This is a genomic window from Clostridium frigidicarnis (assembly GCF_900111985.1).
GTDB lineage: Bacteria > Bacillota > Clostridia > Clostridiales > Clostridiaceae > Clostridium_Z > Clostridium_Z frigidicarnis.
Map to the genome: position 1 here is coordinate 1 of NZ_FOKI01000038.1, position 22,101 is coordinate 22,101.

Genomic DNA, 22,101 nt, shown 5'->3' on the forward strand with positions numbered 1-22,101 from the left:
AGGAAACGAAGCCGCAACATAATGACGCGGGATGGAGCAGTTGGTAGCTCGTTGGGCTCATAACCCAAAGGTCGTAGGTTCAAGTCCTGCTCCCGCAACCACAAAAGTCTTACAATAAATGTAAGACTTTTTTTACTTATTCCCTATTATTAAATTGTTTTCAATTCTAAAGCGTTATTTCATTATAACTACATCTTTGTTAAAGTTATGCTATCTATATACGGCAAATTCAAACAAATAGAAAAAACACCCATCCCTCAATGATCAGCGCCTCAATATGTTCAAGTTTTCATTTCTATTATTCTGTACTAACTCCAAAAGTCTTTATATACAGTTTCTAAATCCCCATCTGACTTTATACTTATATCAAAATGCCCACTTGCTTTTTCACCCACGATTCTAAGAAGATATTTTCCATCTTTAGGTACACTAAATTCTATATCTTCTTTATTCTTTTCTTCTTTCATTGCTATATTATTATAATTTGAATCTAAAACAACTATAAAGAATTTACCCTTATCAATTTTTGAATTATCTTTTATGGTTATTTTATTTCCTTCCTTACAATGTAATTCAAAAAATGACCATTTACCTGTGAACCTATTAAAATCAAAACTCATACTATCCTTAGTACATTTTTGATTTTCATGAACTAAAAAAGATCTCTTCTCTTCTTTAGCTGTTAAATATTGATTTGAATTTATATTTGTAAAATTTTCATTACATACAAACATACCAATTCCAATCACTGTTATTATACCTATTGCTATACGTATTATTTTTTTCATTCTCTCCCCCCACATTTATCACAATTATCAAATATTTGTCTTTTAGATAATGTTTAAATTATAATTCATATTTTATATGTTTTCAACATGAAAAGAGTCAGTTAAAAACTGCCTCTTTAATTTAAGATAACTCTTATACTATTTTTATACTCTCTACATTATGTTTTCCTTAACTAATATACCTTAATAAATACCTATTTTATAACTTCTCCATCGTATTTCCAATTTAACCCAAAATCTTTAATAATAAACCTACACATATGACTTTCGCTTGCCCCATAGTCACCATCATCACCCTGACCAACATATAATTCCCCCTTAATACCGTTTGTTTCAATTATAAAAATTAATGTTAGAATTCTTGGGTTATACATAAAACTTCAAAACAAAAGAAAATTCACCCATCTCACAATGATTAGTGCTTTAATCTATTAAAAGTTTCATTTCTAAATTTTCAATAGTATCATCATGAAATGTTGGAAAATATACATATAACTCTTCTATTTTATCATATCCATTAATTAAATTTGTCATTATGCTTAATCCTCTCCCACTTTAATTACAAAAGAACAGATAGCTCACACCAAGCCATCTGCCCTTAAATTTTTATTGTTATTTAAACACTTCTTCATATATCTTATTTAATAGCTCACCTTCACTTAAATTCTTGTCCCAACTATTAATTTCCATAAGCTTATTAGGTGAAAACATAATGTACCTATGTCCATGTTCATTCATATATACCTTTATATCCCCTGGTAAATCAGTTTCTTTCTCAATATATTTTATATTAATTTTTTTCATCGAATTCATTATATTATTAAAATCATACTTTACTGCCCATTCATATTTACTTTGAAATAATTCATAGCCTAAATTAACATTTTTTCCTTTATTGCTATAATATAATGTGGATGCCAAAAAACTATTATTCTCATTTGTATATAAACTTCCTTCCTCTGCAGCTTCATCATTAAAGTCCTTTAGAGTTAAAATATAATTATCCTTTTTTATTTTATTATCTTTTCCTCCATAATAAAAAAACACTTTACTAAAAATTAATCCATTGATTATTATAGTAGTAAATATAATAATAACTACATAACTTATAATATTGATTTTTCTCTTTTTCTTATATTTAGTTTTACTTACAAAATTCATTAATATAGACATTGCACCTGCAATTAAAAAAATCACTGCAGAAATTTTTAATGCAAATATCTCTCCCATTATGGCTATAGACATTATATATAACAAAAATATTATTAGCATGAACTTACAAATAATTCTTTTAATCTTTACAACTTTAAAATAATTATAAGATACCTCTCCTTCTCTTTTTAAACGCCTTTTTCCTTTAACTGCCCAAATAATAAAGTTAATAGTTCCTATAACCTCATTTATTATAAACATACTTACAATAAATAATGAAAATAGCTGAGAATTGTTTGCTAAAAAGTTTACGTTATAGCCGCCTATTGTTATCATGCATTGTGTAAATAAAAACATAATAACAGTGAATAAACTTAAAAGAACATATTTTAAAGATGCTTTAAAAATACAATTAAACTTCTCTTTCTCATCAGTGTGAATAGGAACCCTATCTATTTTACTTTCACTACAATAAACTTGTATTTTTTCTCTTTCACAAACAAAATCCCATCCTGCAGCTTTGCAGTATTCTCTATATTCTAATGCACTATCACTGTTTTTCCCATCAAAAAAGGATACCTTATCCATCACGTCTACTGAATATGTTATTTTTTTAGGCTCTATCTTTTTGAATTTTAATGCTACACCTTTTATGCTTTGTAGTTTCCATCCTTTTAAAGCCATATCATCTAAATATTTTTCTAAGGCCTTATATTCATAGGGAAGAAAATTAAATAAAACCCATTTATTATATCTTATTATCATAAAGCCTACCCCCTAAAAACATTTTTCCATCTTCCACTAAAATCATTAATCTCTTAAACTCTTTCTTTAATACTTCTAGCCCCTTGTCTGTAATTATATAACTTCTTTTTCTTCCTATTACTTCTGTTTCTCTTATCATATTCTCTTTCTCAAATTTACTAAGCAATGCATACAACGTTCCAGGGCCTACCTTTACACGTCCATTGGAAATCTCCTCTACACTTGCCATAATATCTACACCACATCTTTCCTTTATCAATGACATTAATATATAATACATTGGTTCAGTTAAGTTTTGAAATTGCTCTCTTGCCATTACTATACCCTCCAATATCGAGTATCGATATTAATGTTTTTATTGTAATATATACCATCATTGTTGTCAATGTATTCCTTTTATCATAGAAATTATTATATCTCTAATTATTAACTACTGAAAAGGTAGCTATTTACAGTTATGATTGAACGCCATAAGCTTCATTAGCATAAAGTTTAGAATTAAGAATTGAACGTTATAGTTGAAAACCTCAGTTTTATTTTAGCAATCTCCTTAAGAAGCTTTCATCCAATATTTTCAATTCTCAATTCAAAATTTCTAAATAATTACCATGGCCTTGCTTTGCCTAGCCAGCCATGTTTTTCCCAATAATCAACATCTGGTTTATTGAAACCAAACTTCTTTTGCATAAAACGCATCACATAAAATAATCCTTTTACCTTTAAATTCGGAGTGACATGTCCACTTTCTTTTTTTATTTTCACCACTAATTTTTCTACCTTCTTCTGAATTTCTATTTTCTTTTTATTACTGACACCACTCCAATTTCCAGCTGCTACATTAACTCCATACTTGTAAGTTTTTGCAATACCCCAAAACCACATGCTATCTAAAATATCTTTCATTGTAGATTTAGTTCCTGCACCTGCTGCTGTTGAAATAATTAACGCTTGTTTTTTAAACATTGTTTCATTAGGTTGATGTGCCATCCATTGAAATCCAAAGTGATCTAAGAAAGCTTTCATCTGTCCTGTAATGTGATATACATACACAGGAGATGTAAAAACAATAAGATCTGCTTCTTCCATTGCTTTTAAAATAGGTTCTATATATTGATAGTCAGGACACTTTATATTATCAGTAAAACATTGAAAACAACCACGACAAAAATTTGGTTGATCCTTAGGTAGAAAAAATTCTTTTATATCTTTTTTATTGTTACATAATCCATGCAAAAACTGTTGTGCAATATTATAAGTACTTCCTTTTCTCTCTGTGCCATAAATAACTGCAACCTTCATAAATTTCTCACCCCATATTTAATAATATTAATATTCTCTAAAACCCCTAATTTCCAATATATTCTTATGTTTCCACACTTACCATTATGATATAATTATATAGTTGAAATCAGAAACCGTAGAAGTGGGTGGCTACGGTGGTTGTACGTTTTCCCACCTTGGACTATCGGTAATTACCTTACCATAGCTTGAGGGGGTGGTATTGGATATGCTAGAAATAATAATAAAAGGAACTTTTGTTATTTATATTATTAAATTAATACTTAAACATAATCTTTTTGTTTCAAATGTAAAGATCAAGATTAAATTCCTTGGTTTACATATAGAATTTCAAAGCAAAGAGAAAAAGCACCCATCCCACAATGATTAGTGCTTTAATCTCTTAAAATTACTATATAAATTTTCCCAATAGCCCTAAAACTCAAAAACGTTCTAGGATTGGCTTAGTGTTACTAGCACTAAGCCACTTCTTATTTCTATTATATCAAACTTTTAATAGAAATAAACAATTATTTTTTAATGTCATTACCTTTCTATCTTAGGCTATTTGTTGTTATTTAGAAAATTAAACTTCCTTAAATATAAATTATCTGTTTATATTAAATTATTATGATCTAGCTCACCTTTATGAATTTTATTCAATTTATTTTTCTATTCTTTAAGATTTCAAATTTCTCATCCTAAGATTGATTTATCTCTTATTCCAGAAGTTCTTGAATTAAAACATTGTCCAATGATCATCACAGTTTTTAAACTATTAGGTTATAAAGTGATTTTTTTTATTGTAATAATTCTAAATTGCATTTATCTGCAATTTCCACAACAACTTCCTCTATAGTCATTCTAGAGCTATAAATTTTATTTTCAAAAGTATCATCTATTAATCCTTTATTACATCTTTCGATTTGTTTAGCTGGCCAAGAATTTTCATCTTCACCTCTAGATTTTAAACGCTTAATTAATATGTCCTTAGTAACTATTAAAGTAAAGTGATTTACACTTATTCCATCTTTTCTTAATTTTTCAATTACCTCATCATAATATTTTTTATTAACTATTGTCATAGGAATCATAATAGTTCCATTATATTTATCATAAATGTCTTTAATTATTTTTACATTTATTTCTCTCCATAATAAATAATCCTGGAAATCACCTTTTTTCATATTGTTAGGTATATTCTTATTTATAAATTCTCCAAGATTTTCTGGGTCATATATAAAAGATTTTTTTAACCTGCTATTTAATTCTAAAGCTGTTTCTGTTTTACCTGCTCCAAAAGCTCCATTTATCCAAATTATCATAAGCCACCCACCCTCCTTTTATTAATATTATATAGAACAATCAACTCTAAAAATACAAATTTTCAATAAGCTTGTTTCTATCATTAATTAAATTCTTTAATCTTTAAAATGTTACTTATGTTATAATTTATAAATCAAACTAACAGTCTTGTTAGAGCTAAAGGAGTTTAATATGAGAATAATATCTGAAAACAACCTATGTATAAATAGACCTTATATAAATTTAAAGAAATTGCCAAGCAAAAGTTCATTAAGAGTTGGTGAAATTACTGAGTCTGGCTTTAAAGGTACTTATATAATAAATCAACATACGCAAACTTTATCTACTAATGATAATTACATTATACAATTTAGTAAAGGAATTGAGAAAATAACACTTAATACAGAGCTATTGAATGAAAACTTATTAGTTGAAGTGAATTGTTCATCTAGAAAGGGTAAAAAATCTGCTAAATTCAAAATTTACCTTGTTTTAGATTATATAAAATATGCCTTACCATTTAGTTCATTTGAGGATGTTTATGATAATTGTATGAATATCTTAGCTAGAGAACTTAATGGAAAAGAAGAGTTAACTTACATAAAAGAAAGTTTTAATAATTTAGAAAATGATGAAATCCCGGTAGATATAAATTTAAATTTAGAAAGATTAAAAGAATTTAAAGATAAGGTAAACTACAAAAGAAATATTAATTATTTTGTTATAAATAACATTGCTTCAGCTACTTCAAAATATGATATAAACACTAAAACTAAAGAGATACTAACAAGTAATACTTTAAAAGTTCTAAGATATGACTATAATACAAGACTTTATAGCATAGTAAAACCTATTAATGAAACAACTAAAATAGCATTAAAAGAAACTGACATTATTTGTGATTTAGGTGAAATTAATTTTCCTACTGTTAGTGTATACACTGAGTATGGACTTGGAAAATTATTAGATGTTAAAAACAATGTTATCCCAAATACTAATACATTATTATTATTTGCTAATATACTAGACCTAGGATTAGAAGTTTTAAACTAGAAATACTATTAAAAAGGAGCTGTCTTACTATAGTGAGTCAGCTCCTTTGTTATTTATATAAGATTTTCTAAAATCATTTAATTATAGCTCCTTTTTGCAAACTGAATAACTAAGCAGTATACCGAATGCAATAAACATTACAACCATACTCGTCATAACTGCATATGGTCTCCAAATCCCCATGTCAAACTGAAATCCAGACACTTCATTTATAATTTGTGATGATGCCAATGGCAATGCATTTAAGATAAACTGGAAAAATTTCCACGGAAGCTTAATAAATAAGGCCATGATGATATAGAAAATATTTATTCCTATTCCTATTGATGTAGCAAGGCTTGTACTTGCTGTTTTATAGGATAGCCATCCCATAATAGTTGTTAACGATAGCACCCCTAAAAGTTCACTTACAAACATTAAGAGTATTCCACTTCCTAATGTAAAGTTGCCTATAGAAAATAATGCAAATACCTTTAAACTACTCTTTAAAGTCTGAAGCCCAGTAGCTGAACCTAAAATTAATACTGTACAAAGTGTTGTTGCCAAAGTTAAAAGCAAACCATATATCATAACAGGAAGAAGGCGAATGCCCATCATCTTTTTGCCAGAAACTGTTGCATACATAATTTCCATACTACCGTCTTCCATGCTATCAGAATAGGTGGATGCCGCAAAAAATGTTACCATAAATATAATTATTAGATAAATAACCTTAAGCATATTAAAGCTTTCAGTCCAAAGATAATAGCCTTCATATTGATAAAAAGGTGTTTTCACCTTATCTAGTTCTTCCAATGCTTTTGCCTTATTATTTTTAGGTATTTTTTCTATAAGTGCAGTAGATTTTTTTTTCCAACACTCATAAAAATTTTTGGCATAATAATCAGGAAATTTGGTTAGTTTATTTTCATTGTATATCACTCCAGGATAAGAATAAACTAACCGACTTATAAAAGCTATGAGTGGTTTATATTTTATTTCATCTGACTTTTCGTCCCGCACTTTTTCTAGACCTAGCCATAATTTATCTTCAGTCATTTTACCAGAATATACAGACTCTTCTTTAATGACTTCATGTAGATTTTCATTTATTGCTATAATGCGTAGAGTTAATACACATGTAAGCAAAAGTAGACCTATTATTGAGAAGAAAACATATCTTGTAAAAAGACGACGCTTTAATTCTTGATATATCATCTCCTTACCTCCTTCTATAGTTAAGTGTTGTAAAAATGGTACTAAGTAAAAATATAATTATGCTTGCTATGAGCAAAATAGATGGCATCCATAGAGTCTTCCCTAAAATTGTAATGAATGGAAAGTCTATAGATTGGAAATATGAAAATCCTATTCCTCCTGGTATAAGCATCTTAATTATATCCATATTTCTAGAGTGACTAGTGATAAATATGCCTAAAATAAAAGAACCTAATATTGTAAGTATGGAGAATTGGATGGCCCTTGAGGATTTTTTAGATATAGATGAAATCCAAGTAGAAAAGCTTGACACTATTAAAATTCCTATCCAGCCTACGATAAATACATTTCTAAGTAAGTCACCTTGAGTATATGGAAGAAAACTTCTACTTAAAACCTGTATTGAAGTATTTAAAGCATCAGCAGGTAATAAATACTTTAATAGCAAAACATAAAGACCGACTCCACAAAGATATATAATAGATGCCATAATTAAAGGTATACTAATTTTTGCTATAGTGAGGCTTTTTCTGCCTTTTGCTGTAGTAGTTATAATTTCATCCATTCCATTTTCTTTATCATTGGTTATTATGGAACTTGAAAAAAACCCTAACATAATCATAAGTACAAATGAGAAAAATACAATATGATTAATTCCATCATCCCATTGTTTAAATCCAGTATAATAAGTGTATGGTCTTTTCACCTTATCCCACATTGATAGGGCTAATGTTTTTTCATTTTCATTAATTGCGTTTTTATCAATATAATTACCATAGAATAAATCTTCATTTTTATAAAAATTCATTCCTGCATCCTTAGGAATATGCAAAAGGTCACTTGTTGATTCTCCTATCATAGTTCTCAATCTAAACTCCTGATTAAGTAATTTGTCAGTATAGACAGTATATTTCAACAAGTCTTTAGTAATTACTACATCACTGTCATTATCACCTTTTAATGACTTTAGAAAAAGATTACAGCCACTTTGAAATTTATCTAAAGTCATTTCTCCTTCAGCTCCTACTCTATCCTTACCTGCTGCTTCTATGGCTGATCTACCTTTATATTCTTTGTAAACTCCTTGCTGCAAAAAGTCTTCAGTAGCTCCACCTACAATAAACCATGTCCATAATCCTGCCAAAGCAATTGCAATTAAAACATATGTTAGAAGCCTTTTAAAATTTAGTTGTCTTTTTAACTCTTGAAAAAATACATCCATTTTTATACCTCCGTAACTTTTGAAAGGTAAAAATCATTAAGAGAAGGTGGAACTAACTTACTATTTGGTAATGGAATATCTGCAATATAACGAATTGCAACCTGTCCCCTATGTTCATTACGAAAATTCATAATTCTATATTCATTTTCTAACCTTGCCATATCATTTTCTGGAACAATTGTTTCAAATACATTACCATCAAGCGTTTGAATTAAAGAATTACTTTCTCCTACTGCAATTACTTTACCTTTTTCCATAAGCACAAGATAATTAGCAATAAACTCAATGTCTGAAACAATATGTGTAGACAAAATAACAATTTTTTCTTTGCTTATTGTGGTTAAATACTTACGAAATTTTTTTCTTTCCTCAATATCTAAACCAGCAGTTGGTTCATCTACAATTAAGATATCAGGATTATTTAACATAGCTTGACATATTCCAACTCTACGCTTCATACCTCCTGAAAGCTTATCAATCTTTTTCTTTCTAACTTCTGATAAATTAAATTCATTTAATAATTCACTTATTCTTTTATTTCTAATTTCTTTATTAAGCCCCTTTAAAGTTCCAATATAATGGAGAAAATCTTCAACAGATTGATTTTTATCATATCCAAAGTGCTGAGGCAAATATCCTATTTTATCTAGATACGAATCCTTAAGGCTGGAGATATTTACATCGTCTAACATTACTTTACCCTTACTTGGAGTTGTATTACCAACTAGCATTCTCATTAATGTGGTTTTACCCGCACCATTTGGTCCTAAAAGTCCCCAAATCCCTGGAGTAAATTCAAGATCTATATTATTCACAGCCTTTAAATCTTTAAACTCCTTAGAAAGATTATAAACAAATAATTTCATATTTTTTTCCTCCTTAATTAAATCAATAAAAAACCTTTCTTCTATCTTCAGTATAACTAAGATAAAAGAAAGGTTTATTCATAAATTATTTAGTATTTATAAAGATTTTATTAAGAATTGGGTAGAGTAATAATAAATACAGTATGTCCATCTTGACTTTCCGCTTCTAATGAGCCTTGATGCTTTTGTACAATTTCCCTTGCAATAGCTAATCCAAGTCCTGCCCCAGATGACTGATTTCTTGACTGATCTCTTCGATAAAACTTTTCAAATATAAGTTTTAGTTCCTGCTCACTTATTACGTCACCATCATTTTCTACAAATAATTGCATGCTACATTTTCCCATTTCGACCTTTATTTTTATGACAGAATCCTTGTGGCTATATGCTATAGCATTCTTTAATAAATTGTTTAACACCCTGGCAAATAGTGATCCATCGGCATAAATCTTAATATTAGGAGTAAGGTTTATATCAAATTTTAAGTTTTTCTCCTTAAGTAAAGGATATAGTTCCTCAGTCAACTGTTCTAGGAAAAACTCTGCATCTAGTAAACTTTTATTCAAAGGGATTTCCTGAAGACTAAAGCGAGTAATATCAAAAAACTGATTCGTTAAATCTTCCATTCTATAGGATTTTTCCAAAAGTTTCTTTATATAGTCTTGACGAACCTCCTCTGGTACCTCAGATTCATCTAAAATTGTAAGATAGCCAACGATGCTTGTTAATGGAGTTTTTAAATCGTGTGCTAAATAGGTTACAAGGTCATTTTTCTTGCTCATCGCCATTAATATCTCCTGCTTCACAAGTTCATTCTCACGTCTAATTTCATTTATCTCAGAATCAATTAGTTTTAGTTCTTGAACTTTTTCAGGTACCTCTCCCTTGCTGAGCAAAGATATTCTTTGTTCTAGCTGAGCTATTATCTTTTTTCGTTCCTTATTTTGTGAGTATCTTGATGTGAAGTAAACAACCATCTCTAAAAGAACAAAACCTCCAATAACCATATCCTTCAATATATATTTAAGTCGTGGCCAATAAAAGGTTCCCCTGGTACGGTCCATGCCAACAAACAACACCTTTTCTCTATCAAATAATATTTGCCTTTCAAAATATTCTGCCACAGTTCCTTCTAATTTAAAATCAATAAATAACATTAATCCTATAAATATAAAAAAAGCTAAAATATAATAATTCCATTTCCATTTTTTAATCTTCAATGATATAGCCTACCCCCCAAACAGTTTTAATGTATTCCGGATGTTCAAAAGATTCCTCCATTTTTTCTCTTAAGTTTCGAATATGGACTGTCACTGTATTTGTAGATTTTGAATAATATTCATTTTCTCTTAGCAAATGGAACAGTTTTTCTCCACTTAAGACTTGCCCTTTGTTTACTAATAATATTTCAAGGAGGTTAAATTCTGTAGGTGTTAGTTTTAATTCCTTACCATTTAGATTAACATGCTTACTCTTTGTATTTAATATTAAACCTTTATAATATATAATATTATCTTCTTTTGAATCCTCTCCATATTCTTTGTATCGTCTAAGCTGAGCTTTAACCCTTGCCATAACTTCCAAGGGGTTAAAGGGTTTACTTATATAATCATCTGCACCATAAGTAAGCCCTATTATTTTATCTTGATCTGATGTTTTTGCAGTGATCATTATAATAGGATATTTGTATTTGGTACGTATTTTTTTACAAATGTTTAACCCATTTATATCTGGGAGCATTAGATCCAAAATAACTAAATCTGGCTCTGTATCTTTAAGAATTTCAAAAGCTCTCTTACCATTTTCAGCTTTCAATATTTCAAAAGATTCAGCTTTTAAGTAAATTTTTAATATATCTAGAATATCTTTATCATCTTCCACAATCAAAATTCTCTCCATTTAATTCCTCCTTATGTTTATATTAAAAACTTATAATATATTTAATTCCATTTTAACATAATTATACCAGAACCATCTTTCAAATAATTCCAATAACCGCCTATAACTTTTTTAACACCTTGTGTGCACCAAAGCAAAAATGATAACTCATCAATAGTTATAGGTTCTTCTGAATACATTCTCCTACTAATCCTACTGATGGTACATTCAAAAAAATCTGCTCTTGGAGCTGTCATTGAATTTACCGGAGGCAAGTCAACTAATATAGAGTCATCTGGAATAGGCTTTTGAAATGGTGGCTGTGGTATACCCTTTGCTATATCCGCAGTAGCGATTAAATTATAATCAGATATTGAGGATTTCATAAGAGTTCTGTTTTCATTATACTTATTCATCTTGTTTCCCCCTTAAAAATAGGAATAACCCTATTATAAAGGTTTATTACATAAATTGTAAGTCTATATCTTTAGTTCAAAATATGGTATAATATTGGTGTAAGGAATAGTACTACAAAAGATATTTATTTATATACTACTTCAAATTCTTCACATACAACTAACATATCCTCTGAAAACTTCATCTCTAATTCTCTATTAAAAAATTTAATATGTGCTTCTCTCCAATACAATAATGGCTTATGCCCTTCTCCTTCTTTATATGCAAACTCTGAATTCACTTCAGAAAAAAGTAAAATATTTAAAATTCTGTTTTTATTATACATTTTGCATTTCCATCAAAATCTGTTATTATTGATAATTCACCTATTTTAGGTAAATCTTCATTTTCTACTTCATATAAATAATGAAGTGATGTAGTTGCTGTTTTTTCTCCATTCACAACAAGTTCAACTAACTCATTGGCTAATTCTTCATTATCTCCAAAACTCCAAAAGTCATATATTAATTTCGTAATATTTTCATATTCTCCAATTGAATTTTAATAATTTCTCCATGGTATATCTACTATATTGCTTTTATTATTCATGATTTTATCCCTAATATATTTATCTTGTGTAAATATTAACATATAAAAATATTGTTATGAAATCATCAAACTTTAGCACACTATAATAATTCATTTTGGAACTGTTAAAATACCTTCAGTGTCCACTCCTCACTGCTTTTTCCATATACACAGAATTGTAATATCAATTATATCATCACCATATTTTCCAAACTTTACGCTAGCAAAATGTTAATAACCTAGATTTCGTACAAATATAAATTTTGTATTTGTATGAAATCTAGATAGTTAATCCCTTTAATAGTACTTGCAACCTTACCTGTTTCTTTTAACATTTTTAAGTATTTATTATACCCAGGATGATCTTCATTTAAAGTTATACCTGTTGGCCCTCCAACTAAAAAAGGTACTCCATTAATTGTTATATACTTATTTCCAATGACACCAAGCATGTTTCCATTATTTTTCTTTGGATTTTTTATAATTGTCAATAAAAAACCTTCCATTTTATTACTAGGTTTTACACCATTACTTTTAAAGGATACTACAATACAATCGTTCTCCTCACAAATACTATAGCTATTCTTCCAATTAGAAGGAGCCTCCATTGATATACCTAAATTTTTACTTACATAAACTTCTGGATTACTATTTGCAGAAATATTTGATTTTTCATCTGATTTCTTAGATGTATTAGTTTTAGACTGGATTGGTTGGTTGGACTCTTTATTTAAAGTGGTAGTGTTTTTAACTTCTTCAGTTTTATTTTCTTCTTTTTCATTAATATTTCCATTGTCAACTGGTTTTTCTTTTGATTTTTCTACTACTACTTCTTTATCGTCATCTAATTCCTTAACTTCTTTATCATTTTCCATAAATGACCAATTAAATTTTAGTAGATAAACTATGAAAAATCAATATTTTTTGGATAGTTAACTAGATTTTTAAACCAAAATAGTGTATTTTAAATGGTATATATTTTTAATAAAGTTAATTTTTTATAATTATATGCTAACATATATATTTAAAGGAGATCTTCATGGAAATTAAATTTAAAAATCATATTCAATATAATATTGACTTTAACAGACACCTTACAAAAAACTCTAAATTCTTTAGATTCAGAGAAAAGTTTTTTATATGTTTACCCCTTATAGCTATAATTTTTTGTGCAATTATCTTCCAAGATTCATGGCATAAAACTCCATTATTAACAATACTAATAGAGCTAGGTATTGGTTTAATTGGTGTATTAATAGCATCTAAGCTATTTCCTTGGTTATCAAATAAATCTGCACGATCATATCTTAGCGGTATGCCTGAAATTGCTGAATCTATTAATTCAACAACAACAATAATATTAACTGACAATGAAATAATAAAGAAAGGCATATCTTCTCAGTGCAAAGTTCCCTGGAGCTCTATAGAACATTTAATTGTAGAAGATGAATATATATACATTCATGCTAGAATAGAATGCTTTCAAATACCACTTGTAGCCTTTAACTCTTCAAAAGAAAAATCTGATTTTATAAAATACATTAATAAAAAAATAAGTATTTATCTTTAAGGAGGATTTATGGAAGTTAAATTTAAAAATGATATTCAATATATTATTGACCTTAACAACTACCTTAACCAAAACTCTAAATCATTTAACATAAGGAAGAAAATTTTTACTTGGGTTCCTTTTATATGTATAATTTTATATGCTATCGTATTATTAGCGAAATATTATTGGAATATTACTTTATTATTAGTAGTAATAGTACTTTTATCTATTAGTTTAATTTGGTTATTCATAATTTCTAAATCCTTTAATTGGTTAGTATCAAAAATTTTACGTTCATCTATTAAAAATAATTCTAGGTTTACTGAACATGTTAATTCAACAACAACAATAATATTAACTGACAATGAAATAATAAAAAAAAATGTATCTTCTGAATCTAAAGTTGCCTGGAGTTCTATAAACCGCTTAATAGTTGAAGATAACTATATATATATTCATGCTAAAATAGGTTATATTCAAATACCAGTTACAGCATTTAAATCATCAAAAGAAAAAGATGATTTTATAAACCATATTAATACAAAAATAACCGTTTAAGCTAAAAAATAAGTGATATAGATTTATAAATCTATATCACTTACTAATTATCTTAAAACTAAATTGCAACTAAAGCTGGTAATAATTCTGGGGCCAAAACTCCAATAGTTATTATAGCTAAGACTCCTACAACAGCTATTGCCCCAATTTTAACTGTATTTAAATTTAACTTTGAATCATCTTTATAATCATCTTTATAAAAAATTATATTCAAACTTTGATAAGCTTTAATACTACTAGTTACGCTTGTTTCAATTTCTAAAGTTATATTGAAGTGGTTACTAGATATACTGTTAATTTTAAAGTTAATTTGTGCATTTCCTAGTTTACCTACTACTTGAGATAAAGATTTAACTTTACCTTTTAAAAAGTCAACTTCAGCTGAACTTAAATTGTTACTAAATGAAGCACTATCTATAGCACCATTTTTAACAACTATTTTTCCATTTGAATTTCCTATTTGTCTTGCCATTGAAAATTCAAAGTACATTTCCATATTTCTAACTCCAGTAGGAATTGGAACTTTACCTTCGCTTGAAATTTCAATTCCAAAAATAGCTGCAAATCCAAAGTCTGATTGTTGCTTATATATTGATGGGATAGGACTTACTGGTCAATCATTTGCTCCATATCCATTTATATCTGAATGATTAAGAGTATAATATCTTTTTGATACTGCCTGTCCTGCATTACCTTCAATTGTAGTTATTATATTATTACTTGAGTTATATTCAATAACTATTCCTGTATGATAATAAAAACCACTAGCTTTTGTAAAGAATATTACATCTCCTGGTTTAGGAATATAATTTGAAAATCTTGTTCTATATCTTCCACGACTTTTATACCAATTTGCGCCGGTCTCACAATAAGAATATCTTGGAACTACACTACCAAGGATACCAGCTTTATTTGCACACCATGATACAAACATAGCACACCAAGGTTCACCATTCATACCATACCATTCACCATATGGATTTATATTATCTCCTTCTCCATTAGATAATAAATGTTCTTTAAAGCCTTTTTCAAGTTCTCTTTTAGCTACCTCGATAAATTTATTTACTCCATCACTTCCACTAACTGAACTATCCCATCCTGAATATCCATTTAATGCATTCCAAGTAGCAGGACCAACTATACCATCAGCTGATAATCCATGATCTCCTTGGAATTTTACTACTGCATCATATGTCCCTTGTCCAAATGATCCATCTGCTCCATAGACTCCTACACTATATCCTTTATTAATTAAATTTTGTTGTATCCCTGCTACTCTTTCTCCTATTGATCCTATTCTTAATAATTCGATACCTGCAGCTCCATTTATTGATCTAAAAGTATCTGGTCCAACTATACCATCAACTGATAATCCATGATCACTTTGAAATTTTACTACTGCATCATATGTTCCTTGTCCAAATGATCCGTCTGCCCCATATACTCCTACACTATATCCAAGAGATATAAGCCTTTGTTGTAAATCCTTAACCTCATCACCAGTACTACCGTTTTGTAATAACATATAAATTTCTCCTTTTATTTTATTTTTTTCTCATAATTAAAAAGAAGATATATGCTATTTTGTAAACTTATTTTAAGATATATAATTTTAAGATTTTTTCATTATGTTTCTACTAAGAAATACTTATTAATATACCATTTCAAAAAGTAAAATAACTTTTCTGATTTCTAAATAAAGATATATACAAAATAACTTATAATATATTTAACTTAATACTTTATTAACGTTTTTTTGTTATACTCTTTAATATATAATTTTATACAAAGGAGGATTGTTATGGAGTTTAAACTTACTCTTACTAGAGAATATTTAATAAACTTTCATACAAAACACTTATATAAAACAAAAGTATTTACATTATTTAAGATATCTTTAATAATTTTTAATATACTTTTCTTTTTATTTTGTATTTGTTTTGTAAATTCAAAATATACTTTTTTAGTGGTTATTGTATTTTCAATAACAATATTATTTACATTATTATTTAGAATGAAAATAGTAAATAGTATATCTAAATTCATAGTAAATATTACAGTAGCTAATTATAAAGATAAATTTCTATTTTTACCTACAATAATAACAATTAATAATAATGGAATTACTATTAAAAACAAATTTAATGACAATATTATAAAATGGGATGGGGTTAAAAGTGTGCATATTATAGAAAATAATATACTTATATTGACCTTTGTTGAAAATAATATTGTTATACCATCTGAATATATAAAAGGTAATGATGATATAAAGTTATTTATTAAATTAGTTGAAACTAATATAAGTATTGTTCCTGAGTTCACATATCCTAGAGAAATAAACTTTGATTTATAATTTAAAAATATGTGTTTATATTACAAAATCATTTAGTCTTAATTTTTAAGTGTAATTTATTGTAGTAATTTACTATGATGAGTTTAATAATTTATTTATAAGGAGTAATATATGGAATTTGAATTTACACTTACCAAAGAATTTTTACTAAACTTTCATATGAAATATTATCCTAAAACTAAAACTTTTTTAGACTTTAATATTGCTTTAATATTAATTGCAATAATCTTTAATACTTTTGCATATATCATTGTAGATACTAAATACAAACTTATGGTGGTTATTATATTTTTTGTATATGTATTAATTTTGCTGATTTTTAAAAATGGATTATCCAAATTTTGTATACTTAGTTTTTTTAATAACTATAAGAATAAATTTCTATTGGTACCTACAATAATAATTATGGGTGATAAAGGAATTTCTATAGATACTAAATTCAATAAAAAAGTTATACAGTGGACCTCAATCAAAGATTTACATGTTATTGAAAACAATATTATTATTAGGCTCTTGTGGGATAAAAATTATATATTTATCCCATGTGAATGCTTTGAAAACAAAGAGAAATTAGAAAGGATTATTGAATTATTTAAAAGAAATGCCTCTATATCTCCACAGTACAATTATCCTAGAGATATAAAGTTTTAATGAATACATTTATGTTTAAATTTTCAACATACTTTTAAAGAATAATATAGCTTATTTTATTCTTTTATTGTAAATAAAAATGTATTTTTTTACCTACAAAATAAAACTTAATGTTACCATTTAAAAATTGAGTAGAATTAAAAGGGAGTGAACATATGAAATTTGAATTTAAACTTACAAAGGAATATTTATTAGATTTCCACATGAAATATTTTCTTAAAACTAAAACTTTTTTGGCACTTAAAATTACTTATGTATTACTTATGATGACTGTATGGGCATCTATCTATTTTATTGTAGATACTAAATATGAACTTATGATAATTATTATGTTTTTAATATATATGCTACTTTTAATAGTTTTCAAAAAACGACTAAATACACGGATTGCTAAAAATCAAATACTTAGCTATTTAAATGATTATAAAAACAAATTCCTATTCTCACCTATAATAATAACAATTGATGATAACGGATTCTCTATTAATACTGAATCTAATACAAAACTTATAGAATGGAATATAATTGAAAATTTCTATATAATTGAAAATAATATTATTATTAAGGTATTTGGAGATAAAAATAATATTTTTATTCCTTCTGAATGTTTTAATAATAAATGTTATTTGGACATACTTATTGAATTATTTAAAGAGAATCCATCTATATATCCGCAATATAGATATCCTAATGATATAAAATTTCGATAGAAATAGACCATGGCTAAAATATTTGTAGCCATGGCTTATTTTTTAACTTATTAATTTAACAAAAATTCCTGAAAGTAATGCACCAATGTATCCAAATAGTGCTAGTATGGTTCCTAATACCTCTGCAAACCAAGCTAATATAGCTCCAAGTACAGCAGCTATGCCACCCAAGTAAGTTACAACACCTACAACACCTATTACTACAACACCTGTAATAATATATCCAGTATATTCTGAAACAGAATCTAATGCTTCTTGTACGTCACTTTCACCACCATCATTCTTAATGGATATTTTAACTTTAACTGCTAAAGTAATTGATACATTATTATCCTTATCTAAATATATCTTTACTGGTATACTAATTTCATTTGTAGTCCAAACTCCGTCTGTAGAAATTTTATATGCTATACTAGTTTCACCTATATCACTTGATAATAGAGTTAATGTATTTGCTAAAGAAATACTTTGATCTTTATTCAAACTTCCTTCCATTGAATCAAATGTGCTTTTTATTGTTGCTCCATCCAATTTACCATCTGGTGTTATTTCTAAATTAGCATAATCCCCATCTACAGTAACATCAGTAGATATTGCATAGGTTATCTTTAAATTAGGTGTTCTTATGAACTCCTTTTCTTCTTCAAAAGTAGTTAAATTCCCTCCGAATTCCTTTATTATTGAAATATTATTTATTTTATTAAATAAATCTCCATCCATAGGGTATAAAAACTTTTCTCCTAAATATGTGCCTTTGCATATATTATTGTCTATTTCAATAGATCCATCCCCACTACCTAATCTAGTTGTCTTTATTTGATCAAATGCCCAGTCTTCTGGTAAGGGATATCCTAAATTTCCACTGAACCCTGTTGACATATCACACACAAAGCTACTACATGAATATCCAGCATTATTTACCCTGCTACATACATTTCTAGCAGCATATATTCCTATTTTATATGAAACACCTAATAGTTCCTTTGCAATATTAACTCCTTTAAAATAAGGAATAATACTTTCAGTTATTTGATAATCCATAACATCACAATCTACTGCGAAATATATAACTGAGTCTTCATTAAAACCTAAACATTTAGCCGCTACAAATGCGTCTTTTGCGTCTTGATATCCGTTTTCTTGATTAAAATGTGATAACATATATCCATATTCCTCATAAATAGGGAGTATGTTCATTTCATTTGCGGTTATTAATAAAGCCTCATTAGCAGTTAATTTGTATTTACCTGTTAAATATCTGCCAACTATTTTATAACCATTATTTTTTAATGTTTTAATTTTTTCTAAAGTTAATGTTTCTCCACAATCACATGCAGTTCCTTTTCTATTACTGTCTCCGGTACTAACAAGTAATGATGCCCATACTTGTTTTCCTGCATATCCATCTACTGGCAGTACACAAAACCCTTGAAAACTTTTTATTGCTTCAGATAAACCATTTCCAAATAACCCATCAAATCCATTTGGATCTTTTCCGTTTACATATAATGAATATTGTAATAATAATATAAACATTTTATTTGATTTAGATCCTGGTATAGTAGGGCACAACTCATATGTAGAATCTCCCCAAATTCCATCTGGAAAACTTCCTTCTTCAATTTGCAACGCTTTAATTAATGCCCTATTAGTTTCTCTTGAATACAATCCATTAGTTGGAATAAGTCCTATTGTTTCATAATAGTCTCTATTAAGATTTTGTTGTATTGTACGTATATTAGGATCTTTTCCATTAGCTAGTACAAATCCATCCATAGTTGAAAGTAGTACTTTAAATATCATAGAGCCCGCTTCATCATCAGCATTTGAAAGTCCTGCATCTTGCTTTAATTTAATAACTCCACTTGCTGTTTGTAATGTAAAATCTCCACTTAAATCTCCAGCATCATATCCCTTGCAGAATAGACCACCTTGAAGTATTGCAACTATATTTTTATTTAATCCACTATTATTTGAACTTATAGTTGGACAATTCTTTTCTGTAGTTGCCCCCCAAATTCCATCAGATGCTAGTCCTAATTCTATTTGTAAAGCTGCAGTTAAGCCTCCAATTGTTCCCCATCCTGTTATACCATCTTCTGTAATTGCATTAAATCCACCTTTACCAGCATATGTTTCATTTAACCATTGTTGAGTTTTTAAAACTAATTGATCCATTTAAATCTCTCCTTTATTTTGTAATCTTACTTATACAAAGGAGGTCATATTAAAATTTGTAACCCTAATAAAAAAATTCCTTTAGAAATCATCATAGTTCACCAAATTCATCATATGTTACCCTAAAAACAATGAGCCACTCTATACTCCTCCCCCTAAAATACTTTCAAAATAACTCGGTTAATTTTTTGTTTCTCTAATGTACTTTTCGTCATGCTATCACCAGTAACAACATGATCATTTTTAATATTAGATGTATTATCTAAAAATCTATCTATATTGCTCCCCTTAATTCTCCAAAGTCTACCAAGTTTACTTGCTTCTAAATCCTTTGCATAAATTAGTTTCAAAAGAGTTTCACGTCTAATAGATAATATCTCTGCTGTTTCTTTAACAGTATAAATTTTGTTTGCTTGTAATTCCATAATGTTATTTCACCCCTCATTATCAATTAAAGCTATTCAAGAATCTTTTATCATATTTACTATTATTATTCATATGACAAAATAATTTATAAAAAAACGGTTTATTTCAATAAAAGTTATATTTTTATAGATTATTTTAAGTTTATTAAAATATAAATCAAAAAATTATACTTAATATACTTTTTCATTAAATAACATTATATAATAATTCTTATAAAACAAGCCTATATTTTTAACAATTTGTTAATTATATTATGGATAATCTTATATTTTTCCATAATATTGATTGTTTTTTTTACATTTAAATAAACTAATGGTTTTTAATGAAAATTTAAACATATATAGGCTTACATTTCGCTTCCTTTTAACCTTTTTAATTTAAAAATACCAAAAAGGAAGTGTATATATGTCAAGTTTATATAATATTATTTCTTCATTCAATAGTGGTAATTCAGATGAGTTTTTAAAGATAGTGGAAACATTTGATCCTTTATTAAAAAGTTTACATAAAAAAAGTGAAAATGATGATACTTATTCTGATTTAAATTTATTCCTAATTCAATTAATGAATAAAATACCCTTACATAAAGAAATATTTAAAGAAAATAAATATCTTATATCCTACATATCTAAATCCTTAAAAAATCATTATATCTACTTAAATAAAAGAAATTCAAAAATATACAATACAGAATTTTCAAGCGATTTAATAGATTTAGACTCTGATTACACAGATTCTAACAATACAATATTCAAAGATTTACTAAATCATTTAACTGATTTAGAAAAGAAAATCATTATATATAAATATATTCATTCATATTCTGATATTGAAATTGGTAAATTACGAAATGTTTCCAGACAATCTGTACATAAGACTCATAAAAGGGCATTAAAAAAATTAAAGGAAGTAATATAAAAATTAAAGCCTCATTATTTTAATACGTGTAGTCCTGATACCATTGAAACAACAACAAAGTTTTTATGAAAACTTTTACACAGTCAACATAGGTTTTTATTGTTTTATGTCTTTTTCCACCTCCAATTATTTGGCACATCACCTTTACACCCTTCAATTTCTTTACATGAGAAAAAGAGCTAATGTTTCAAAGAAACAGTAGCTCTTTTTCTAGTTATAATATATACTTGATTTTCATTATAGATACAACTAGTTCCATTA

General features: G+C 27.3%; 26 protein-coding genes and 1 tRNA gene. 8 read left to right on the forward strand and 19 right to left on the reverse strand.

Features of this window, described 5'->3' with window-relative positions; all coding sequences use genetic code 11:
* Positions 1–25: 25 nt before the first annotated feature.
* A tRNA-Met gene (locus BM119_RS16030) sits at positions 26–101 on the forward strand.
* A gap of 207 nt (positions 102–308) precedes the next feature.
* On the opposite strand, the gene BM119_RS16035 is transcribed toward BM119_RS16030, so the two are convergent.
* From BM119_RS16035 to BM119_RS16065, 6 genes are all read right to left on the reverse strand, one after another.
* On the reverse strand, positions 309–788 hold the full coding sequence (locus tag BM119_RS16035) for a hypothetical protein (RefSeq protein ID WP_090042742.1): 480 nt from the start codon (positions 786–788) through the stop codon (positions 309–311).
* A 194-nt stretch (positions 789–982) separates the two neighbouring features.
* The gene (locus BM119_RS16040; protein ID WP_090042743.1) at positions 983–1,162 is read right to left on the reverse strand and encodes a hypothetical protein; all 180 of its coding nucleotides are present in this window, start codon (positions 1,160–1,162) and stop codon (positions 983–985) included.
* A gap of 238 nt (positions 1,163–1,400) precedes the next feature.
* Positions 1,401–2,705 carry a DUF2812 domain-containing protein gene (locus tag BM119_RS16045; RefSeq protein ID WP_090042744.1) on the reverse strand — a complete coding sequence of 435 codons (1,305 nt, stop codon included), beginning with the start codon at positions 2,703–2,705 and terminating at the stop codon, positions 1,401–1,403.
* Positions 2,689–3,021, reverse strand: a complete 333-nt coding sequence (locus tag BM119_RS16050; protein ID WP_090042745.1) for a PadR family transcriptional regulator — start codon at positions 3,019–3,021, stop codon at positions 2,689–2,691. The genes BM119_RS16045 and BM119_RS16050 overlap by 17 nt, the downstream gene beginning before the upstream one ends.
* A gap of 287 nt (positions 3,022–3,308) precedes the next feature.
* Positions 3,309–4,004, reverse strand: coding sequence for a flavodoxin family protein (locus BM119_RS16055; protein WP_090042746.1), 696 nt, complete (start codon positions 4,002–4,004; stop codon positions 3,309–3,311).
* A 779-nt stretch (positions 4,005–4,783) separates the two neighbouring features.
* Positions 4,784–5,308 (reverse strand): DEAD/DEAH box helicase family protein, encoded by a 525-nt coding sequence (locus BM119_RS16065; RefSeq protein WP_090042747.1) that lies wholly within the window; start codon positions 5,306–5,308, stop codon positions 4,784–4,786.
* A 172-nt stretch (positions 5,309–5,480) separates the two neighbouring features.
* On the opposite strand from BM119_RS16065, the gene BM119_RS16070 reads away from it, so the two are divergent.
* Positions 5,481–6,341 (forward strand): hypothetical protein, encoded by an 861-nt coding sequence (locus tag BM119_RS16070; protein ID WP_090042748.1) that lies wholly within the window; start codon positions 5,481–5,483, stop codon positions 6,339–6,341.
* Positions 6,342–6,422: 81 nt separating this feature from the next.
* On the opposite strand, the gene BM119_RS16075 is transcribed toward BM119_RS16070, so the two are convergent.
* From BM119_RS16075 to BM119_RS16110, 9 genes are all read right to left on the reverse strand, one after another.
* The gene (locus tag BM119_RS16075; RefSeq protein WP_090042749.1) at positions 6,423–7,538 is read right to left on the reverse strand and encodes a hypothetical protein; all 1,116 of its coding nucleotides are present in this window, start codon (positions 7,536–7,538) and stop codon (positions 6,423–6,425) included.
* A gap of 4 nt (positions 7,539–7,542) precedes the next feature.
* Positions 7,543–8,760, reverse strand: coding sequence for an ABC transporter permease (locus tag BM119_RS16080; RefSeq protein WP_090042750.1), 1,218 nt, complete (start codon positions 8,758–8,760; stop codon positions 7,543–7,545).
* A gap of 2 nt (positions 8,761–8,762) precedes the next feature.
* On the reverse strand, positions 8,763–9,626 hold the full coding sequence (locus tag BM119_RS16085) for an ABC transporter ATP-binding protein (RefSeq protein WP_090042751.1): 864 nt from the start codon (positions 9,624–9,626) through the stop codon (positions 8,763–8,765).
* Positions 9,627–9,736: 110 nt separating this feature from the next.
* Positions 9,737–10,846: a sensor histidine kinase gene (locus BM119_RS16090; protein ID WP_090042752.1), complete on the reverse strand. Its 1,110-nt coding sequence runs from the start codon at positions 10,844–10,846 to the stop codon at positions 9,737–9,739.
* Positions 10,836–11,525 (reverse strand): response regulator transcription factor, encoded by a 690-nt coding sequence (locus BM119_RS16095; protein WP_090042753.1) that lies wholly within the window; start codon positions 11,523–11,525, stop codon positions 10,836–10,838. Before BM119_RS16095 ends, BM119_RS16090 begins: the two co-directional genes overlap by 11 nt.
* Before the next feature lie 41 nt (positions 11,526–11,566).
* Positions 11,567–11,920 (reverse strand): hypothetical protein, encoded by a 354-nt coding sequence (locus tag BM119_RS16100; RefSeq protein WP_090042754.1) that lies wholly within the window; start codon positions 11,918–11,920, stop codon positions 11,567–11,569.
* Positions 11,921–12,045: 125 nt separating this feature from the next.
* Positions 12,046–12,246 carry an ASCH domain-containing protein gene (locus BM119_RS20455; protein ID WP_278336801.1) on the reverse strand — a complete coding sequence of 67 codons (201 nt, stop codon included), beginning with the start codon at positions 12,244–12,246 and terminating at the stop codon, positions 12,046–12,048.
* Positions 12,222–12,362 carry an ASCH domain-containing protein gene (locus tag BM119_RS20460; RefSeq protein ID WP_278336802.1) on the reverse strand — a complete coding sequence of 47 codons (141 nt, stop codon included), beginning with the start codon at positions 12,360–12,362 and terminating at the stop codon, positions 12,222–12,224. Before BM119_RS20460 ends, BM119_RS20455 begins: the two co-directional genes overlap by 25 nt.
* Before the next feature lie 365 nt (positions 12,363–12,727).
* Complete coding sequence (locus tag BM119_RS16110; RefSeq protein WP_090042755.1) at positions 12,728–13,363, reverse strand: hypothetical protein; 636 nt, start codon at positions 13,361–13,363, stop codon at positions 12,728–12,730.
* A 164-nt stretch (positions 13,364–13,527) separates the two neighbouring features.
* Here BM119_RS16110 and BM119_RS16115 point away from each other — a divergent pair, with 164 nt between their 5' ends.
* Both BM119_RS16115 and BM119_RS16120 read left to right on the forward strand, forming a co-directional pair.
* Positions 13,528–14,058, forward strand: coding sequence for a YcxB family protein (locus BM119_RS16115; RefSeq protein ID WP_090042756.1), 531 nt, complete (start codon positions 13,528–13,530; stop codon positions 14,056–14,058).
* A 9-nt stretch (positions 14,059–14,067) separates the two neighbouring features.
* Positions 14,068–14,598 carry a YcxB family protein gene (locus BM119_RS16120; protein ID WP_090042757.1) on the forward strand — a complete coding sequence of 177 codons (531 nt, stop codon included), beginning with the start codon at positions 14,068–14,070 and terminating at the stop codon, positions 14,596–14,598.
* 58 nt (positions 14,599–14,656) lie between these two features.
* Here BM119_RS16120 and BM119_RS16125 read toward each other — a convergent pair whose 3' ends face one another.
* Both BM119_RS16125 and BM119_RS16130 read right to left on the reverse strand, forming a co-directional pair.
* The gene (locus BM119_RS16125; protein ID WP_090042758.1) at positions 14,657–15,094 is read right to left on the reverse strand and encodes a hypothetical protein; all 438 of its coding nucleotides are present in this window, start codon (positions 15,092–15,094) and stop codon (positions 14,657–14,659) included.
* 117 nt (positions 15,095–15,211) lie between these two features.
* Positions 15,212–16,126, reverse strand: coding sequence for a peptidoglycan-binding protein (locus tag BM119_RS16130; protein WP_090042759.1), 915 nt, complete (start codon positions 16,124–16,126; stop codon positions 15,212–15,214).
* A 276-nt stretch (positions 16,127–16,402) separates the two neighbouring features.
* Between BM119_RS16130 and BM119_RS16135 the strand changes: the two genes are divergently transcribed.
* The 3 genes from BM119_RS16135 to BM119_RS16145 all read left to right on the forward strand — a co-directional run bounded on the left by BM119_RS16135 (position 16,403) and on the right by BM119_RS16145 (position 18,318).
* Positions 16,403–16,957 carry a YcxB family protein gene (locus tag BM119_RS16135; protein ID WP_090042760.1) on the forward strand — a complete coding sequence of 185 codons (555 nt, stop codon included), beginning with the start codon at positions 16,403–16,405 and terminating at the stop codon, positions 16,955–16,957.
* 111 nt (positions 16,958–17,068) lie between these two features.
* A complete protein-coding gene (locus BM119_RS16140; RefSeq protein WP_090042761.1) occupies positions 17,069–17,608 on the forward strand; it encodes a YcxB family protein in 540 nt (179 codons plus the stop codon).
* 155 nt (positions 17,609–17,763) lie between these two features.
* A complete protein-coding gene (locus tag BM119_RS16145) occupies positions 17,764–18,318 on the forward strand; it encodes a YcxB family protein (protein ID WP_090042762.1) in 555 nt (184 codons plus the stop codon).
* A gap of 42 nt (positions 18,319–18,360) precedes the next feature.
* Here BM119_RS16145 and BM119_RS16150 read toward each other — a convergent pair whose 3' ends face one another.
* Together BM119_RS16150 and BM119_RS16155 are read right to left on the reverse strand one after the other, a co-directional pair.
* A complete protein-coding gene (locus tag BM119_RS16150) occupies positions 18,361–20,496 on the reverse strand; it encodes a glycoside hydrolase domain-containing protein (protein WP_090042763.1) in 2,136 nt (711 codons plus the stop codon).
* 155 nt (positions 20,497–20,651) lie between these two features.
* A complete protein-coding gene (locus tag BM119_RS16155) occupies positions 20,652–20,921 on the reverse strand; it encodes a helix-turn-helix domain-containing protein (protein WP_090042764.1) in 270 nt (89 codons plus the stop codon).
* A 406-nt stretch (positions 20,922–21,327) separates the two neighbouring features.
* On the opposite strand from BM119_RS16155, the gene BM119_RS16160 reads away from it, so the two are divergent.
* Entirely contained in the window at positions 21,328–21,840 is a 513-nt protein-coding gene (locus BM119_RS16160; protein WP_090042765.1) for a sigma-70 family RNA polymerase sigma factor, read from the forward strand.
* Positions 21,841–22,101: the final 261 nt, after the last annotated feature.

Coding starts and splice junctions, on each gene's coding strand:
- BM119_RS16100 (WP_090042754.1), bottom strand. CDS start 11,920: ATGAATAAGTATAATGAAAACAGAACTCTTATGAAATCCTCAATATCT.
- BM119_RS16075 (WP_090042749.1), bottom strand. CDS start 7,538: ATGATATATCAAGAATTAAAGCGTCGTCTTTTTACAAGATATGTTTTC.
- BM119_RS16040 (WP_090042743.1), bottom strand. CDS start 1,162: ATGTATAACCCAAGAATTCTAACATTAATTTTTATAATTGAAACAAAC.
- BM119_RS16110 (WP_090042755.1), bottom strand. CDS start 13,363: ATGGAAAATGATAAAGAAGTTAAGGAATTAGATGACGATAAAGAAGTA.
- BM119_RS16140 (WP_090042761.1), top strand. CDS start 17,069: ATGGAATTTGAATTTACACTTACCAAAGAATTTTTACTAAACTTTCAT.
- BM119_RS16080 (WP_090042750.1), bottom strand. CDS start 8,760: ATGGATGTATTTTTTCAAGAGTTAAAAAGACAACTAAATTTTAAAAGG.
- BM119_RS16115 (WP_090042756.1), top strand. CDS start 13,528: ATGGAAATTAAATTTAAAAATCATATTCAATATAATATTGACTTTAAC.
- BM119_RS16130 (WP_090042759.1), bottom strand. CDS start 16,126: ATGTTATTACAAAACGGTAGTACTGGTGATGAGGTTAAGGATTTACAA.
- BM119_RS16085 (WP_090042751.1), bottom strand. CDS start 9,626: ATGAAATTATTTGTTTATAATCTTTCTAAGGAGTTTAAAGATTTAAAG.
- BM119_RS16135 (WP_090042760.1), top strand. CDS start 16,403: ATGGAGTTTAAACTTACTCTTACTAGAGAATATTTAATAAACTTTCAT.
- BM119_RS16095 (WP_090042753.1), bottom strand. CDS start 11,525: ATGGAGAGAATTTTGATTGTGGAAGATGATAAAGATATTCTAGATATA.
- BM119_RS16150 (WP_090042763.1), bottom strand. CDS start 20,496: ATGGATCAATTAGTTTTAAAAACTCAACAATGGTTAAATGAAACATAT.
- BM119_RS16120 (WP_090042757.1), top strand. CDS start 14,068: ATGGAAGTTAAATTTAAAAATGATATTCAATATATTATTGACCTTAAC.
- BM119_RS16160 (WP_090042765.1), top strand. CDS start 21,328: ATGTCAAGTTTATATAATATTATTTCTTCATTCAATAGTGGTAATTCA.
- BM119_RS16070 (WP_090042748.1), top strand. CDS start 5,481: ATGAGAATAATATCTGAAAACAACCTATGTATAAATAGACCTTATATA.
- BM119_RS16045 (WP_090042744.1), bottom strand. CDS start 2,705: ATGATAATAAGATATAATAAATGGGTTTTATTTAATTTTCTTCCCTAT.
- BM119_RS16125 (WP_090042758.1), bottom strand. CDS start 15,094: ATGGAAATGTACTTTGAATTTTCAATGGCAAGACAAATAGGAAATTCA.
- BM119_RS16155 (WP_090042764.1), bottom strand. CDS start 20,921: ATGGAATTACAAGCAAACAAAATTTATACTGTTAAAGAAACAGCAGAG.
- BM119_RS20455 (WP_278336801.1), bottom strand. CDS start 12,246: ATGTATAATAAAAACAGAATTTTAAATATTTTACTTTTTTCTGAAGTG.
- BM119_RS16065 (WP_090042747.1), bottom strand. CDS start 5,308: ATGATAATTTGGATAAATGGAGCTTTTGGAGCAGGTAAAACAGAAACA.
- BM119_RS16055 (WP_090042746.1), bottom strand. CDS start 4,004: ATGAAGGTTGCAGTTATTTATGGCACAGAGAGAAAAGGAAGTACTTAT.
- BM119_RS16035 (WP_090042742.1), bottom strand. CDS start 788: ATGAAAAAAATAATACGTATAGCAATAGGTATAATAACAGTGATTGGA.
- BM119_RS16050 (WP_090042745.1), bottom strand. CDS start 3,021: ATGGCAAGAGAGCAATTTCAAAACTTAACTGAACCAATGTATTATATA.
- BM119_RS16145 (WP_090042762.1), top strand. CDS start 17,764: ATGAAATTTGAATTTAAACTTACAAAGGAATATTTATTAGATTTCCAC.